This window comes from Paenibacillus tritici, assembly GCF_018207515.1.
In the GTDB taxonomy this organism is placed as follows: domain Bacteria; phylum Bacillota; class Bacilli; order Paenibacillales; family Paenibacillaceae; genus Paenibacillus_AQ; species Paenibacillus_AQ tritici.
The window spans coordinates 2,414,642-2,431,309 of sequence record NZ_CP073365.1; the positions used below are offsets into that span (position 1 = coordinate 2,414,642).

General features: G+C 49.9%; 13 protein-coding genes. 7 read left to right on the forward strand and 6 right to left on the reverse strand.

The window, feature by feature from the left end; genetic code table 11:
- Positions 1 to 282 precede the first annotated feature (282 nt).
- From ltrA to KDC22_RS10170, 3 genes are all read left to right on the forward strand, one after another.
- Positions 283 to 1,575, forward strand: coding sequence for a group II intron reverse transcriptase/maturase (ltrA, locus tag KDC22_RS10160; protein WP_211721745.1), 1,293 nt, complete (start codon positions 283 to 285; stop codon positions 1,573 to 1,575).
- Positions 1,576 to 1,796: 221 nt separating this feature from the next.
- The gene (locus KDC22_RS10165; RefSeq protein WP_211722926.1) at positions 1,797 to 2,465 is read left to right on the forward strand and encodes a helix-turn-helix domain-containing protein; all 669 of its coding nucleotides are present in this window, start codon (positions 1,797 to 1,799) and stop codon (positions 2,463 to 2,465) included.
- The gene (locus KDC22_RS10170; RefSeq protein WP_211722927.1) at positions 2,458 to 2,892 is read left to right on the forward strand and encodes a hypothetical protein; all 435 of its coding nucleotides are present in this window, start codon (positions 2,458 to 2,460) and stop codon (positions 2,890 to 2,892) included. Before KDC22_RS10165 ends, KDC22_RS10170 begins: the two co-directional genes overlap by 8 nt.
- A gap of 106 nt (positions 2,893 to 2,998) precedes the next feature.
- Here KDC22_RS10170 and KDC22_RS10175 read toward each other — a convergent pair whose 3' ends face one another.
- On the reverse strand, positions 2,999 to 3,874 hold the full coding sequence (locus KDC22_RS10175; RefSeq protein WP_211722928.1) for a LysR family transcriptional regulator: 876 nt from the start codon (positions 3,872 to 3,874) through the stop codon (positions 2,999 to 3,001).
- A gap of 110 nt (positions 3,875 to 3,984) precedes the next feature.
- Between KDC22_RS10175 and KDC22_RS10180 the strand changes: the two genes are divergently transcribed.
- From KDC22_RS10180 to KDC22_RS10190, 3 genes are all read left to right on the forward strand, one after another.
- Positions 3,985 to 4,371, forward strand: coding sequence for a tautomerase family protein (locus KDC22_RS10180; RefSeq protein WP_211722929.1), 387 nt, complete (start codon positions 3,985 to 3,987; stop codon positions 4,369 to 4,371).
- A 29-nt stretch (positions 4,372 to 4,400) separates the two neighbouring features.
- Positions 4,401 to 4,742, forward strand: coding sequence for a carboxymuconolactone decarboxylase family protein (locus KDC22_RS10185; RefSeq protein WP_211722930.1), 342 nt, complete (start codon positions 4,401 to 4,403; stop codon positions 4,740 to 4,742).
- Between the two features lie 713 nt (positions 4,743 to 5,455).
- Complete coding sequence (locus tag KDC22_RS10190; protein ID WP_211722931.1) at positions 5,456 to 9,784, forward strand: Ig-like domain-containing protein; 4,329 nt, start codon at positions 5,456 to 5,458, stop codon at positions 9,782 to 9,784.
- Positions 9,785 to 9,855: 71 nt separating this feature from the next.
- Here the strand turns inward: KDC22_RS10190 and KDC22_RS10195 are convergent, their stop codons facing one another.
- The 5 genes from KDC22_RS10195 to KDC22_RS10215 all read right to left on the reverse strand — a co-directional run bounded on the left by KDC22_RS10195 (position 9,856) and on the right by KDC22_RS10215 (position 15,367).
- The gene (locus KDC22_RS10195; RefSeq protein WP_211722932.1) at positions 9,856 to 11,172 is read right to left on the reverse strand and encodes a TerD family protein; all 1,317 of its coding nucleotides are present in this window, start codon (positions 11,170 to 11,172) and stop codon (positions 9,856 to 9,858) included.
- Between the two features lie 55 nt (positions 11,173 to 11,227).
- The gene (locus tag KDC22_RS10200; protein WP_211722933.1) at positions 11,228 to 11,788 is read right to left on the reverse strand and encodes a hypothetical protein; all 561 of its coding nucleotides are present in this window, start codon (positions 11,786 to 11,788) and stop codon (positions 11,228 to 11,230) included.
- A 226-nt stretch (positions 11,789 to 12,014) separates the two neighbouring features.
- Entirely contained in the window at positions 12,015 to 13,157 is a 1,143-nt protein-coding gene (locus KDC22_RS10205) for an asparaginase (RefSeq protein ID WP_173140297.1), read from the reverse strand.
- Between the two features lie 336 nt (positions 13,158 to 13,493).
- Complete coding sequence (locus tag KDC22_RS10210; protein ID WP_211722934.1) at positions 13,494 to 14,261, reverse strand: ABC transporter ATP-binding protein; 768 nt, start codon at positions 14,259 to 14,261, stop codon at positions 13,494 to 13,496.
- Positions 14,261 to 15,367: a FecCD family ABC transporter permease gene (locus KDC22_RS10215; RefSeq protein WP_211722935.1), complete on the reverse strand. Its 1,107-nt coding sequence runs from the start codon at positions 15,365 to 15,367 to the stop codon at positions 14,261 to 14,263. Before KDC22_RS10215 ends, KDC22_RS10210 begins: the two co-directional genes overlap by 1 nt.
- A 206-nt stretch (positions 15,368 to 15,573) precedes the next feature.
- Here KDC22_RS10215 and KDC22_RS10220 point away from each other — a divergent pair, with 206 nt between their 5' ends.
- Positions 15,574 to 16,641, forward strand: a complete 1,068-nt coding sequence (locus KDC22_RS10220) for an ABC transporter substrate-binding protein (protein ID WP_211722936.1) — start codon at positions 15,574 to 15,576, stop codon at positions 16,639 to 16,641.
- Positions 16,642 to 16,668: the final 27 nt, after the last annotated feature.

Genomic DNA, 16,668 nt, shown 5'->3' on the forward strand with positions numbered 1-16,668 from the left:
AACTGTGCAGAACTTGGAACAGCAGTGAAGAATCCTCCGGCGTAATGGGAACGGCATGGATTGAAAGATAATGCAGTGAACTGGGGAGACCCTCCCCCACACGGAAAATTTTTTTTTTTTAGGAACCCGTAAAGAGACGCTCTATAAGTCCAGAAGACGAAGTGAACCGTCTGTGGGAAGGGAGTCCGAGGGGCTTATAGTACCGAAGAACCTAAGGACAACATAACCTTAGGGAGGGAAGGAGCCCTGCTTTGTTTACGCTTTTGGAGGAGGTACGAGTGAGTGAATGCCAAACGGCTAACGACACCCAAGGAAAAAGTTCAAGAACTCCAAGAAAAGCTAGGTCATGCGGCCAAGGAGAACAACAAGCGTAAATTCCACGCCTTGTACGACAAAGTCTACCGGTGGGATGTGCTATGCGAAGCCTGGAAACGGGTGAAAGCGAATAAGGGAGCTGCGGGAGTGGATGCCGTAACGCTCGTTGAAATCGAGAAACAAGGAGTCACGAGATTTCTCAAAAGCTGTGAGCGAGAATTGAAAGAAGGCAGCTACCATCCGCAGCCCGTACGGCGGCACTATATCCCGAAGAAAGACGGGAAGCCAAGACCACTAGGCATCCCTACGGTACGAGACCGAGTCCTACAGATGGCAACCAAACTGGTGATTGAACCCATCTTTGAAGCAGATTTTAAAGAAGTCTCCTTCGGATTTCGCCCGAAGCGAGGTGCAAAAGGAGCACTGGAACGAATCCGGAAAGCCTGCAACCGCAAAGGAAATTGGGTAGTCGACGTCGATATCCAAGGTTACTTCGACAATATAAATCAAGAGAAACTCATGAAATTGGTACAGATGCGTATCAATGACAGACGGATTTTGAAGCTTATACGGAAGTGGCTTCATGCGGGAGTGATGGAAGAAGGAAAGGTACGGCGCTCCGATCTAGGGACACCCCAAGGTGGTGTCATCTCGCCACTGCTGGCGAATATCTATTTGAACTACTTTGACCGGTTATGGGAGAAACACGGAAGTGGGCTGGGAGAACTGACGAGGTATGCAGACGACTTCGTTGTGGTCTGTAAAACCAAAAAGGATGCAGAACATGCGTATGAACTCATCCGCACCATTATGGAACGTCTAGAACTCACGCTGCATCCGACCAAAACCCGCATTGTAGGTCTGTGGACAGGAGACGAAGGCTTCGACTTCTTAGGAATGCACCACCGAAAAACGAAAGCAGAAACCTCTCAAGGGAAGGTGTACTATACCACTCAGCAGTGGCTAACGAAGAGGGCAGAGGAACGCATCCGAGGCGTGGTCAAAGACAGATTAGCACCGCCTGGCATGCGCTGGAAATCGTTTGAGGAACACGTGGAATGGCTCAACCCAAAGATTCAGGGATGGAGAAATTACTATTACACGAACTACAGCCAAAAGAGGTTAGCGAAGCTGGATTGGTATATTCTGCAGCGATTTACCCGGTGGTATGCAAAGAAGAGACAACGGAGGAGATGGATGAGCTCATTCCCGGAGGTCAAGTATATGGCCAATAAGTGTGGACTAAAAACGCTATTGTAATCTGCATGCCCATGAATGACAAACATCGGAAAGCCGTATGAGGGAAAACCTCACGTACGGTTTGATGAGGAGGGGCTGGGTTGTACCAGCCCTTTACTCTAGTTGAAGAGTATTTTCATGGTCAATGGGATAATCTATACGTAAATGTTGATTTAACGTTGATTTATTGAGAACTATTTTTATTTTAATGTCATTTTTCATGGTAAAATGGGGGAGAGGTGATGAGTATGGCGATACAGGATATTTTGGAAGTACGGGAACGTCAAGCGACATATGCGAGCAATATTTTTTCTTCGCGCCAATTACGAGAAAATATTATTACCTACCAAATGCTGTGTGATGCTGTAGAGGCTTCAGGAATCAAGATTCAACGGTTATCCGATGATGAATTACTTGTCCCTGAGAAATTTCGGGTCGGCCAGCAGGACATCGTATACCAACTTACTCAAGTTCAGCATTCATCACAGGCTGTCTCCTCCAAGGTCAAGCATTATCCTACCAGGGAAGTAGCGCGTATGCTGGGAGTATCTCATCAGACGATTTCCCGCTGGATTGCCCAGGGACGGTTCGACGGTGTTACTCGCACAGAGCCAGGAAAACATGTTGATATTCCTGCCAATTCGATTTTGGAGTATCCGAGTGGTGAGACTGTAAGAATTAGTGAGGTAGCGGAGTCCTATCAAGCACGTATGCAAACTGCTGTAGAGACAGAGTCTGAAGATGAATTACAGTTTATAGCTCAAAAGCTTAGTGCTTACGAAGAAAAGTATGGACCTATTGAACGTTTCATGCATAAGAGTGAATCCGGGGAACTCGTTACTTCTGATGAAGATATTGATTTGGATGTATGGACCTATTTGCTAAAAAGAAAAGAGAGCCTGCTTGGCTGAGTTCACACAGGAAGTTTTCACCTCAAATCCAGGAAACATCAAAAACGTACATCCGGAAATCGTTTTAGATGTCACGCAAGATCATCCGTCTGCGTATAATCCGAAGTTCACCATCAAACTTAATGGATTGAATTCTTATTTGAAATGTGAAGAACACGGCGATAAGCGAGGCAATCTACAGGCTTTTTTCTACAATTGGTATAACAAGGATCATTCATTAATTATGAAGTTTCATAATCATACCCATGAGAATTACCCCGATGCGGCTGAGGAGATTACCGAGTTCGATCCCGTTCACCTTCAATTTCCGTTACTTGGGGTAACTGATTATGAGGGGAAAGTCAGGGATCATAGCATCTATCAATCGCTGGATGATGTACTGAACTTTTTGCGTCATTTGCAATGGATCGAAGCGAGGAAAGCTTGAAATGAGAAGCTAAACCAATGCACATTTTTCAATGAAGAAAACATTATTATCCAACAGACAACCATCTGCAGTTGCAAAGGGTTGTCTGTTTTCTTTGTATATATTTCTAAAAGTGGAGCAGCTCCTCTTTTACAATTTGCATCAAAAGCTTCTTGGATGAAGATAGATACTCATCGTTGCGTGATTGCAGCAGGCCTACCGGAATGGCGGTGTCCTTCAGCGTGACCTGGAGTCTCACCACATTCGGCGGTAATGGCGTAGATTCGAGGACGGCTCCTATGGAAGGGATCTGCCGGACGAAGCCCGCAATGGCTGAGATTTGACTTACGGTATGCAGAAAAGGAGTATCGGTATAACGGGAGAAATGCTTCGCTAATTGGGAATAATACAAACAGGTAGCTCCCCCGGAAAAGATTGGATAACCAAATAGTTCCTCAAAGGCGATCTCGTCTCTTACGGCCAAAGGATGGTTGTTCCCTGCGATAAAGGCGATCCGCTCATGGTACAACGGTTCAAAGTGAACCGAAGAGAGATCAGCAGGCTCTCCGCAAATGGCGAAATCCAATTGATTCTGAAGCAGGGCATGCGAGAGCGAAGCGGTGTTACCGATCACAAAATGGCAGGATACATTAGGCTTATGCTCCATGAAACGCAGCAGCGACTTGGGCAGTACCTGCTCCGTCAACGATTCCAGCCCTCCGACTCTAAGCGTTCCGATCTCCTCTTGTTGCAGAGCCTTTGCCTGGTCCGCAACATAGTTCCAATGTCGAATCAGACTGTCGATCTCAGCGGCAAATATTCGGCCTGAAGCTGTAAGCTCGGAGTCCCAGCCCCGTTTGAACAGCTTGATGCCCAGTTCCTTCTCCAGACGTTGAACCTGATTGGTGATTGTAGACTGTGCGTAGTTCAGTTTGGCAGCGGCTCGTGAGAAGTTTCCTTCTTGCAGGATAGTTTGAAATGTAGTGAGCTCTTTTAGGTCCATAGCAGATATCTCCATCGGATAATTTGAATTTATTTATCATATAATTCAATTATACAGAACAAGATGCGGAGAGTACAATGAGGTTACACCATAGAAGGAGTGAAGTGAACATGCCCTTTGTCAGAGTCAGTTACTTGGAGGACAAATATGATGACCAGCAGCTACCCGTCATTAGCCGTGAAATTATGAGCGCTCTCGTGGAGCATTTTAACGTGCCGCCAGATGATTTTTTTCAGGTATTCCATGCCCATAAAGCAAGCGAATTTTATTACAGTCCGAGTTACTTAAACATAGAGCGGAGTGACGGGCTGCTCTTTATTCAAATTACGCTCAAATCCGGGCGAAGCAAGGAACAGAAAAGAAGCTTTTACAGCAAGCTGGCTGAGACGATGTCTAGCACACTGGGCATCAGGAAAGAAGACGTCTTCGTCGTGCTGGTCGATACAGAATTCGAGGATTGGACGTTTGGCAATGGCATTACTCAAATGATTGAATGAATGTCATTGAAAGATATGGAGGTGTTGGAATGAAGCATCCGAAAATTGCATCGAATGCGCTCGAAGCCTTTGGGGAGATTGCTCCTTCGTTCGCCCGCTATTCGGAGGAAGTGCTCTTCGGGGAGGTATGGAGAGGGGAGCAATTATCGCTGCGGGAACGCAGTCTCTTGACGATCTCGGCACTAGTCGCCGGTGGACTTACCGAGCAGTTGCCCTTTCATATCCGTCTGGCTCTGGAGAACGGTCTATCCGAAGAAGAATTGATTGAGGCTATAACTCATCTTGCCTTTTATGCAGGCTGGCCGCGTGCCGCATCCGCGATACTGGTTGCCAAGGGGGTTTTTGAGGAAGCCAGAAACAATAAGCGTTAAGCGTTAAAGTTAAAGAGGAAGGGTCAATTAAGATTAACAATTACGCATGTGAGCGAAAGCTCCGTGCGTTTTTTGTTTAGACAATTTTTTTGAAAAAACGTTAGAAAATCCAGACGTTTTCGTTTTTTTGAGAAAATTACCCTATTTAGGTCCTGTTGAAACGGTTTTTGTCGAGAATTGTTAAGAGTTTGTTTAGAGCTGTCTGATAGAATGAACCGCAGATATGAAAAATTTCTATGTGGAATTATTGAATAAGGGGGAGCGATACATTGTTTATGGGCAGGAGATTGAAAAGGTATTTCTCGTTGTTACTCGTGATCAGTTTGGTTTGGACTGGAGCTTTTCCTGTATATGCTGGTTCAACAGATACAGATCCGGCAATTTGGGACAGGCTCAGTCCCGTGCCAAACGGCACTAATCTAAATGCAGTAGCTGTAGGCACCGGGATAGTTATGGTAGGTCAAGGAGGAAGCATTGGTACGTTAAGCAGCTCTATGTCCTGGACAGACCGTATGTCAGGTGTAGAAGATCACTTGAACGATATTATTTATACAGGCACAAGTGGCGGATATGTTGCTGTAGGCGACAATGGGACAGTCCTAACGTCCGCAAATAATGTGGACTGGACATCCCAAACTACGGGCACAGATGAAAAGCTGAATGCAATCGCATATGGCGATGGGAAATTGGTCGCAGTCGGCAATTCTGGTAGCATGCTTACTTCTGTTGACAGCGGAATCAATTGGGTTAAAACATCCGTTCCAGGCGTTACTGTTAATCTTAACGCTATTGCCTATGGCAACAACAAGTTTGTAGCAGTTGGCAATAACGGTACAGTGTTAACGTACACGATAGATAAGGGTTGGGAAAAGGTAAACCGCAAAATAACCGATAACTCAAACCTGAACTTGAACGGAATCACCTTTGGCGGCGGTATATTCGTAGCGGTTGGTGCATCAGGAATCATTGTAATCTCACCAGAGAGTTCGAAAGGCGTGGAGAGGCTCCTTGAATCGAAAGTGAATCTGAATGGAGCGGCTTTCGGAAACGGCGTATTTATGGCTGCAGGAGACGGAGGGAAGGTGTTCTCCACTGCTGATATGGGGCAGAATTGGCTGCCTGAGACTACAGGCACGACTGCTAAGCTTAACGGCATCGGGTTCAATCCCAGTCACAAACGTTTTATTGCAGTTGGCGTCTCGGGCGTGATGATTGTGTCTAATATGGTTCCCGACATTCCGCGGGTTATGGGTCTGACTCCAGGCAATGATGAGACCGATGTGGCAATCAATGCAGATCTGGTATTGACCTTCAATCAGAAGGTGACGGCTGCCAGTGGGGAAGCTGGTATTCAAATATTCAAGGCTGCGGATCTGTCCACTCCGGTTGAAACGATTCCGGCGGATGACACCAGCAGAGTGACAGTAGATCCCGCTACCAATTTGGTAACCATTAATCCCGGCCAGGATCTGAAAGTAGATACTAAATATGTCGTTACAGTGGACGCAAATGCGTTCATCAATGAGAGCGAAAACGGAAACGCAGCGATTGCAGCGGGTGACTGGAGCTTTACGACAGTTGCTGGAGCAGCAGATACGACAGCTCCAACCGTAAGTGATTATTCCCCTGTGCAGGGTGCGACAGGAGTGGCTATTGACGCGGATCTGACACTTACGTTCGATGAGAATGTAACGAAAGATAGCGGCAGTATTCTACTTTACGAAAGTACAGATGAAATTTATCCGGTAGCGGTAATTCAAGTTGATTCTGACGATGTTGCAGTTCTTAATAATGTGGCAACCATTGATCTGTCTGATAAATTAGAGCATGGTACAACCTACTTTGTGAATATCGGAGACGGAGCATTCAAAGATCTGTCAGACAACTATTATGCCGGTATCGCAGACAATGACACCTGGCAGTTCACAACAACTGATGCGCCGGATACTGCACCACCGGTGGTGAGCGGTTATTCCCCTAAGGATGGAGCTAAGGAGGTAGCCACTGGCGCCAACCTGACGCTTACCTTCAGTGAGGATGTTATTAAAGGTGAAGGCGACATTGAGATTTACAGCAGTGTTGCGGACAGCAATGAACTGGCTGTGACTATTCCTGTCTCTTCCGACAGTGTGACCACGGATGGCAACGTGGTAACGATCAATCCTGAGGTTGACCTGGATTACAGCACAAGCTACTATGTACAGATTGTGAACGGTGCATTTAGCGATATGTCCGGTAACAATTATGCAGGAATCACGAACAATACAACCTGGCGGTTCACAACAACCAGCCAGCCGGATACGACGGCACCAATCGTAAGCACATACTCGCCTAAGAATGGGGCAACAGAGGTAGCTATTGGAGCGAATCTTGAGCTTGCTTTCAGCGAGAATGTAATGGCAGGGGAAGGCAGTATTGTGATCTATAACAGTGCGACTGACCAACCGGCAGCTACAATATCAGCTCAGGACGTAAACATCCTGAATAATGTAGTAACGATTAATCCGGCCCACAATCTCGAATATGGTTCAAGCTACTATGTGCGGGTTACGGAAGATGCATTTGCAGATCCATCCGGCAACTACTTTGCTGGTATCCCGGATAGCACCACCTGGCAGTTTACAACAACTGCTGCGCCGGATACAACCGCACCCATATTAAACGATTATATGCCTATTAATGGTGCAGTACGTGTAGCTACAGACGCTAATCTTACTCTTACGTTCAGCGAGAATGTAATGGCAGGGGAAGGCAATATTGTGATTTACAATAGTGCGAATAATGCACCATCAGCTATGATTCCTGCTGCTTCCGGGAATGTAACCATCCTGAACAATGTAGTGACGATTAATCCTGCGGATGATCTGAAGTATGGCACTAGTTACTATGTGCGGATTGGAGCCGGGGCATTTACAGATAACGCAGGCAACAGCTATGCCGGTATCGCAGACAGCACCGCCTGGAACTTCACAACAACCGATGTACCGGATAGAACCTCACCAACAGTGAGCACCTATTCTCCGGAGCCATGGGCAACAGAAGTAGCCATTAACGCTAATCTGGTCCTTACCTTCAGCGAGAATGTGCTGGCGGCGGCCGGGAACATTGAGATCTTCCGCAGCACAGATGAACTTCATCCGGTCATAACGATTCCTGCGAATTCAGATAGGGTAACGATTTGGAATCATGTAGTAACGATTAATCCGGCTGACAATTTGGAGCAGGGGACAAGCTACTTTGTACGTATTACAGAAGGCGCGTTTACAGACACCGCAGGCAACAGCTTCGCGGGCATCGCAGGCATCACTGCCTGGCGGTTTGTAACAACCAGCGGCCCGGATACAGCTGCGCCACTAGTAACAGCATACCGTCCGGCAGCCAATGCAACTGATGTACCTACAACCGCAGCGCTCTCGCTGATTTTTAACGAGAATGTATTAGCCGGGGCTGCCGATATTGAACTTGTAAATGCAGTGAATGATGAGCCCGTAACGAAGATTACAGCAGGTAACCGGGCGCTAGTCACCATTACGAACGATACCGTCAGCATTAATACTAGCGGCGGTCTGCTTAAGCAAGGCGTCAGCTATTATGTGCTGATTCAGCCGGGTGCATTTACAGATGAATCAGGCAACGGCTATGCAGGGATTGCGGATAAAACACTCTGGAGCTTCTCCACCGTTCCTGTACCGGTCACGCCTACAGATCCTCCTCCACCGGGCGGCGGTTCAGGGCCGGGACCAGTAGCGCCGGGTCCGGTAGCAACACCAAGCCCCCAGACGGAAACTATTAATGCGAACGTTGAAAATGGTGCCACCCAAGGCTCCACAGTATCCTCGGTTGTCATTAGCCGTACGAAGGATGCTAACGGTGTGAAAAAGGATGCCATCTCGTTCACACTAGAGCAGGCCATCCGGGCGATCAATGAACTTAAGGCTGCCGGTTCCGGTATTGCCAGAATCATCGTACCGGATAAGAATGATGAGGTTGCGGAGACCCGGTTGACCATTCCGGCAGCTTCCGGTAAGCAGCTTGCCGATAACCAGATCACACTGGATATCTTCACGGTTAATGCGGAAGTGAAGGTACCGGCCAGCTCTCTGGCTGGATTCGGTACAGATATTTATTTCAACCTGGTTCCATTGAGAACGCAGCAGCAGAGTACAGAGGCTGAAGCCCGTGCAAAAGCACAGGTGCAAAGTGTATCCCGCGGTGCAGCGGTCACTCTGGTGGGCCGTCCGGTAACGATAGAGACCAACCTGCAGAGCCGCCCGGTTACGCTGGTGTTGCCGCTTAACAACACTTCGTTAACAGCGGAGCAGCTCAAGGCGCTGGCGGTATTCATTGAGCATAGCGACGGCACCAAAGAACTGGTCAAGGGTGAAATTGTACCGTTCGGCCAGGCAGGCAAATCCGGGATTCAATTCAGTATCAATAAATTCAGTACATTTACCGTTGTTCTGGCAGAAGATTCTGCGGTACAAGTGAAGGCTTATATGACGGGGTATGCCGACGGTACCTTCAGACCCGGCAACAGCATCACCCGGGCGGAAGCCGCCAGCATCATCGCCCGCACCTTCAGCCAGTCCGCAGTCACTTCTGGCGTATCTTACGCTGATCTCGCTACCGGACATTGGGCGGCGAATGCAATTGATCAAGTGACCAGAAGCGGCATTATGAAAGGTTATGGAGACGGCAGCTTTAAGCCTAACCAGACGATTACAAGAGCCGAAATGGCGACCCTGTTATCCCGCTTGATTCCAGGCGCCCAGGGCAACGCAGCCAGCTTCAGTGATGTGGCCGGACACTGGGCCCAGGCAGCCATTAATAGAATGTCACAAGCAGGCATCATTACAGGCTATGAAGATGGCACCTTCCGTCCGAACCAGACGTTAACACGCGCGGAAGCCGTAACCATCGTTAACCGTGCTCTTGGCATCGCTCCGCTGACGGGTGCGGTCCAGAAATGGAATGATGTGCCGGCGAGTTATTGGGCATTCGGCAATATCCAGGCAGCATCTGTGGATTATACTGTAGAATAGCCTTAACACAAACAGCCCTTCCTACCGTCTTCTGACGGGGAAGGGCTGTTTGTTGATGATAGGGCCGTATATTATTTACTTCCAGCCTCCCACCTTAGATTCCAGTGATAACGCTGATCCAGCTCCTCATGTCCGGCAAAATACTCTACCAGCCGCTCCACGCTGAAGGTCTCATCCTGCTGGTTGCGGAGCATGGCAATGGCGCACATACCCTTATTGTTGTTATGCTCATCCAGTCGGACTTCGATTTCCGGCCCGCTCTGCTGCTTGATGGTTACAATGGCGTCAGCCTCCGCCCAGTTCGTGACCCCTTCATAGATGAAGGCGAAGATCACCACCCGGCTGATCTCGGAGAGATAATGACCGTTAATCCGCAGATTCTCACCCGTGGCGATCGACCCGGTACGGTCATCCCCGTCCAGAGAGATGTAAGGCGGCCGGTTCAGGCTGCCGAAGGATTCGCCGAGCGCCTGGACCGTGCCTTTCAGTCCGTTTTTTAATTCAAACAAACAACCCAGATCCAGATCGACACCTTTGCTTCCGAACCAGCCCGGGGTTTTCTTCTGGAACCAGTTGAGATTAATCAGGATCTCGCCCAGAGAGCCCATCCCTTTCTGGAGGCTGATCACCTCCCCGTGCTTCTTGAGCTGGATGGTGCCCGGATTCAAAGGAGGAGCTGGAGGTGAGACTGGTGCTGCTGGTGAAGCAGGAGGCAAACTGTCGGCAGACTTGGGCCGTGACCGCAGCTCCGGTAGAACAAGGCGGGACGGCTGTGCTTGAATTACCCGTTCGGCGGGTGGGGCGGGCAGCGGGATGTCATTGACCTGTATCCCATAACTGTTGCACAAGGCAGCCAAGCCTCCGGCATACCCGGAACCTACAGCGCTGAATTTCCATTCGTTCCGGTATCTGTAGATTTCTCCGGCGACAATGGCGGTCTCCACAGTGTAAGCATTACCCAGCGTATAACGCACAAGCTCTGTTCCATCCGCAGCGTTGATCATCCGTATATAGGCATCCTGTAACAGCGAGAAATTCTGCTGCCGCTTCTCGGCCTCATAAATCGTAAGCGCAAATGCAATCCGCTCATAGGCTGCAGGAATTTGACTAAGCTCTACAACGATTTGTATGTTGTCGGTCAGCCCTGCGTAAGCCGCTTGATCGGACAGGACTACAGTTACAGATTGGTTCGGTGTTGAAGGATTGCCGTAGTAAATAAGGTCCTCATCTGCAGAGACCGTCTGGGCCGGTGTAAGTAAAAAGGCAGAGCCATCAAACTCCACCTCAGGCCGTGTATTGTGCCAGCCCATGCCTACGATGATCCGGGTAAGGCCGGGGGCGTCTTTGGTTAAGCTGCATTTTTGTCCCTTGATTAGCTCAAGTGTCATTAGAACCAGCCTTTCAATAGATTAGTAGAGTCTCCGTCCATACGTGAGGAGGTTATCATCTGCCGCGCCGCCCGAAGTCCAGGCTTGGACCATTCAGGCTGGATAACTGGTCCAGGGTCTGTTCGTAGATACGGACAATATCCTGCACCTTCTGGAACTCCGGATCTGAGGGGCCGAGATTATCCATGAACATCCGCTGCAGGATTTCTCTATAGAAGGAGATGCGGTTATCGACAAGGCTGCATTCGTAATCAATGACCTCTTCAATGGAGTGCTGCTGCACGAAGTCCATCAGGTCGTCGGCCGGGTTCCCCTGAACCTCCCGCTCATTGCGCGCAGCAATCGGAGTGTTCACATTATCTAGGTTAACGGTGGAACGGATGTCGGTGAAGAGAATGCCTTCTTTGGCCAGCATCACCTGAAAAGGCTTGTGCTTGAACAACTCCTGTGCGACAAGCGTGCACATCGCCGGATTCCTCAGCAGGATGCCGTCAAAAGGATGAAGCACCCAGCCTCGGTCATCCCGGTACAGGCTGAACGTGAAGTATTCGCCGCCATACTCATATTTCAGATTAATGTCAGTCTCTGAAGTAAGCTCATATTGAAATCCATCCATGCAAATGTACGCCTCCTGCTTCTACTTTTAGGTTTCTACTAGCATAGCAGAAGTTGGGGAATGTTGGAGAGAGGATTTTTTCCTAAATTGAGGCTGAAATATAAGCATGTGGCCTGAGATCTGACGGGCAGGCAGAACACGAGAAAGCGGAGGCCGGCGGCCTCCGCTTGTCTTTGGTATCATTATGGGATGGATGATACGTGGAACTTCCTCAAGCCGCGGCTTCCTATTTGCTCATATCGAAATCCGGCATGCCGATGGTAGAGAACCACTGGCGGATCTGCTCCTGATCCTTGGAGAAGGTGAGGCCCAGCTGAAGCAGGATTCTTGCCTTCTGCGGGAGTAAATCGCCTGCGCCGATGATTCCTTTGGCCCCGGTGTCATATACCGCCCCTGAGCCTGCACGCGTAGCGTTTACGAACAGGACGCCCTTCTCAATTGCCGCTGTGCGGGCGGCTTGCTGCGCGGTGGAGATGCCTCCGGCACCGTGACCCGCAGTTACAATTCCCTTAACCCCTTCATCCGCCAAGGCAGTGATGGGAGTCGCGGAGGCTTCGGTGTAGCTGTACACAACGTCAACCTTAGCCAGATCCTCCGGCTGGATCGTGCTGAGATCAAATGGAGTTTTCCACTTCTCGGTTCCGGCATCCTTGACGCGGGCTGGCGCACGAACCGCGCGAATCCGGTTCTCATCTACCGTCCCCAGAGCGCCGTACCGGCCCCCGTCGAAGGTATCCAGGCGCAGAGCATCGGTCTTGGTAACTTCTCTTGCGGCGAAAAATTCATCGTTCATCATCAACACTGTTCCGTAATAGGCCGTTTTCTTGCTTGCGGCCAGCCTGATCGCATTCAGCAGATTGGCTTCCCCGTCGAAGGAGATAGTATTAGATTGTCTCATGGAGCCGGTGAAGACAACGGGCTTCGGACTGCGGACGGTGAGGTCGGTCCAGTAGGCCAGCTCTTCCATGATGTTAGTGCCGGTGGTAACCACTACGGCATCGACAGCAGGATTGCTCAGTTCCTTATCCACAGCAATCGTAAGATTGTATAAGTCCTTGGAGGTGGTTTGCGCCGAGCTGATATTGCTTAGCTCCGTGCTGGTGACATTAGCTACTTTGGATAGCTCAGGCTGTAATCTTTGGATAATATCCTTAATCGGTACCTTGGGTGTGCCGTAAGTCTGAAACAGCTCTCTGGAAGGTGAAGTGGAGGTGATCGTTCCGCCGACGCCTACCACTACGACATTAGGAATGATCTTCCCGGGTACGCTGACCTCGGCGGCCTTCGTGAGGGAAGGGAATGACAACAGGGTGAAGAGAACAAGCAGGGCGGTGAAGAGATTTAGACTTCTTTTGGGAATGAAATTCATAAGTGACCTCCTTTTAATTTAAATTCAATGTAATTATAGATGACATAAATCATAAATGTCAAAATGATAATTTTACTTATATGTAAAATAAATCTATATTTATGCAATTATAATGTATAAATATTAAAAATATTTATTTTTAATGTTATTTTATATAACATTAAATTGCATTTGGTTCCAAGTAGATGTGAATTAAGCTATACGCAAAAAAAGCCGCCTTCCTGCTGAATCCCTCCGTAAAACTAATTCGGATGGGACAGAGCGTGGAAGACGGTCTTAGCTTCACAAGCTGCTGGAATGAAGGTGACAGTGAAGCTGTATGTCACCTGGGCCAAGCTAACGGGTCTGCAGATAGGCAATTCCCAGCGCCCCGGTTACCGGGTTGCGGTAGGTCTCGCAGGAGACATCGAACACCTCGCCGATTAGTTCCTTTGTTAAGATATCTTCGGGCTTCCCGCAGGCGGCCACCCGGCCTTCTTTCATGACATACAGGTAATCGCAGTATTCTGCTGCAAGGGTGAGATCATGGAGAGCAGCGAGAATGCCGATGTCCAGCCTTTTGACAATATTCAGAATTTGCAGCTGATATTTAATATCCAGATGGTTGGTCGGCTCATCCAGAATCATGAATTCAGGCTGCTGGGCGAGAACCCGCGCGAGAATGACACGCTGCTTCTCGCCGCCGGATAAGGAATTATAGCTGCGGTCAGCATGTCCCTCCAGATTGACCTTACGAAGAGCGGCAGCGATTAGTTCAGCGTCCTCCTGATTGTCGGTCTCCAGCATCCCCTTGTGGGGAGTCCGGCCCATCGCAATCATCTCCCGCACCGTGAAGTCGAAGCTTAGCTCGTTGAACTGGCCGACTACGCCCAGCTTCTGGGCCACGGCCTTCGGGCCAGCCTTCAGCACATTGAGTTCGGACAGGAAGACATCCCCCTGGCGCGGCTTGATGACTTTATAGATACTTTTGAGCAGCGTAGACTTGCCGCAGCCATTCGGGCCGATCAGGCCTACGAATTGTTTGTTGCTCACTCTCAGAGATACATCCTGCACGATGTTCGCCTCTCCGAAGGATACACTCAGATGTTCGACATTCAGGTTCATCAGCTTTTCCCTCCAAATGCATAACCTTTTCTGATCAGCATGTACATGAACATCGGTGCGCCAATCAAGGCGGTAATGATCCCGATCGGCAGCTCTACATTCGGCACAATGGTCCGGGCAATAACGTCAGTCCAGATCATGAAGATGGCACCGAACAGGATGGAGGCCGGCAGCAGCCTGCGGTGGTCGGAGCCGACCAGCCCGCGGACCAGATGGGGGATAATGAGTCCCACGAAGCCGATCATTCCGCAGCTGGCGACCATTACCCCGGTAATCAGCGCGGTGAGGATCATGTAGACTCTGCGGTATGCCCCCAGATGAATCCCCAGGGTGACCGCAGCTTCATCCCCGAGCAGCATCGCGTTCAGGACGCGGAATTGCGACAGAAACAGGATAACAGCGAGCAGGATCGTGATCGCAATCAGCGGGAGCTTGTCCCAGCTTGAGGCAGCCAGGCTGCCCATCGTCCAGAAGGTGACGGTCTTGATGCCTTCTGCGTTGCTTGCGAAATATACAATAAAGTTGGCAAAGGCGGTACATAAGGCGTTAATCACCATCCCGGCGAGAACCAGCTTGACGGAGGTCATTTTGCCGCCTGCGCTGGCCAGCATGAGTACAAGCAGCGACGCGCCAACTGCTCCCGCGAAGGCCCAGAAGGCAACGCCGGTCTGGCCGAGCAGGCCCATGGAGCCGAAGCCGATCAGAATGGCAAAGGTTGCGCCCAGTGAAGCGCCGGAGGAGATGCCTAGTATGTATGGATCAGCCAGAGGGTTCTGCACAGCGGCCTGCATAATCGTTCCGCACAGCGTAAGTCCGGCGCCGATGAACAGGGCCATCAGGACACGGGGGAAGCGGATTTTCCAGATAATATCGACAAAAGAGCCGGACGTCAGCTCCTGAACATCTCCGATCTGGAGGCCGGTAATGTGGTGAAGCAGAATCCGGTAGGATTGGGAGACCGGAATATCCACCTGCCCGAAGGAGACCGCGGCCCCGGCGGACAGCAGGGTAAGGATGAACAGGACGCCTATCACTGCCATAAATCCGTAACGTGTATGAAGGACAGATGGCTTCGGGGGTGAGGGTATGGCTAGATCGGTTTGCATGACAATAAGCAGGCTCCTTTTAGTTTAAATATTAAGTTATTTTTAAATATAAGCCACATTGAGAATGATTGTCAATGATAATAATTCTCATTGACATACAGCCCGACTTTCTATATTCTACGGTTGTATCCCCTGCATACCTACCCGTCTTCATGCAATTCCTGGCAGGATACACAAACGTACATACAGAAAAGGGGACCAAGAGAATGAAGAAAATATTCAAAAGATACGCGTCACCGCTGGTGATGCTGGTCATGGCGTTCATGTTGGCGGCTTGTTCATCAGGCACAGGCAATACGAAGGAGGCAGCGGGAACAGCTGCGCCTGCATCCAGCAGCCCGGCACCGGCGGAGACTGCACAGCCTGCCAAAACTGTATATCCGCTGACGATCGAGAATCACACGAACAGCGGGGAAGGCACCGAATGGAAGGCGAAGCCGCAGATCTTCGACAAGGCTCCTGACAAGGTGGTGGCGAATACCCAGGGCGCAGCCGAGCTGCTGATTAAGCTGGGTCTTACCGACAAGATGGTCGGAGTAGCGGCCCTTTACGGTGCCGGTGATCCGGCGGTTCAGGAGGAATTCAAGAAGATTCCTGTGATCTCCCAGGAGTATGCCAGCAAAGAGCTGGTTGTAGGCAGAGGCCCGGATCTGGTGCTGGGGCGCGGCGGCCTGTTCGCAGATGCGGATTGGGGAGTGGGGACGGTAGAGGGACTCAATGAGCTGGGAATCAGAACCTTCGTGCAGAGCACTAGTCTGGCCGGGGCTACGCTTGACAGCCTGTACAAGGATATTGAACAGCTGGGTCAAATCTTCGATGTGCAGGAACGGGCTGCGGCATATATCGCTGAGTTGAAGGAGCGAGCGCAGAAGCTGAAGGATGGAGCGGCAGCAACAGGAGCCAAGACCTTTGCTTACGTATCTGACGCGGGCAACGGGGCGATTGCTGTCTATAGCGGCAATGTCGATACTTTTGCGGGAGATGTGCTGGGGCTGCTGGGACTGACTAACAGCTACGCTGATGTTACCGGTGAGATCAGCAAGGAGCAATTAATCGCTACCAATCCGGATGTCATGCTGATCTCGGTGTATACAGGCGGTGTAGACCCTGAACAGACGCTCAAGGCCTTCTATGCCGATCCGTCGCTGCAGAGCCTCAAGGCCATCCAGAACAAGGCGATTTATAAGATTGACTTCAACCAGTTCTGGGGCTATAGCTACTCCATCTTTGACGGGGCCGAGAAGCTTGCGTCAGAACTGGCAGCTGCGAAGTAGCTCTCTATCATTCCATTAAAAAAGCAG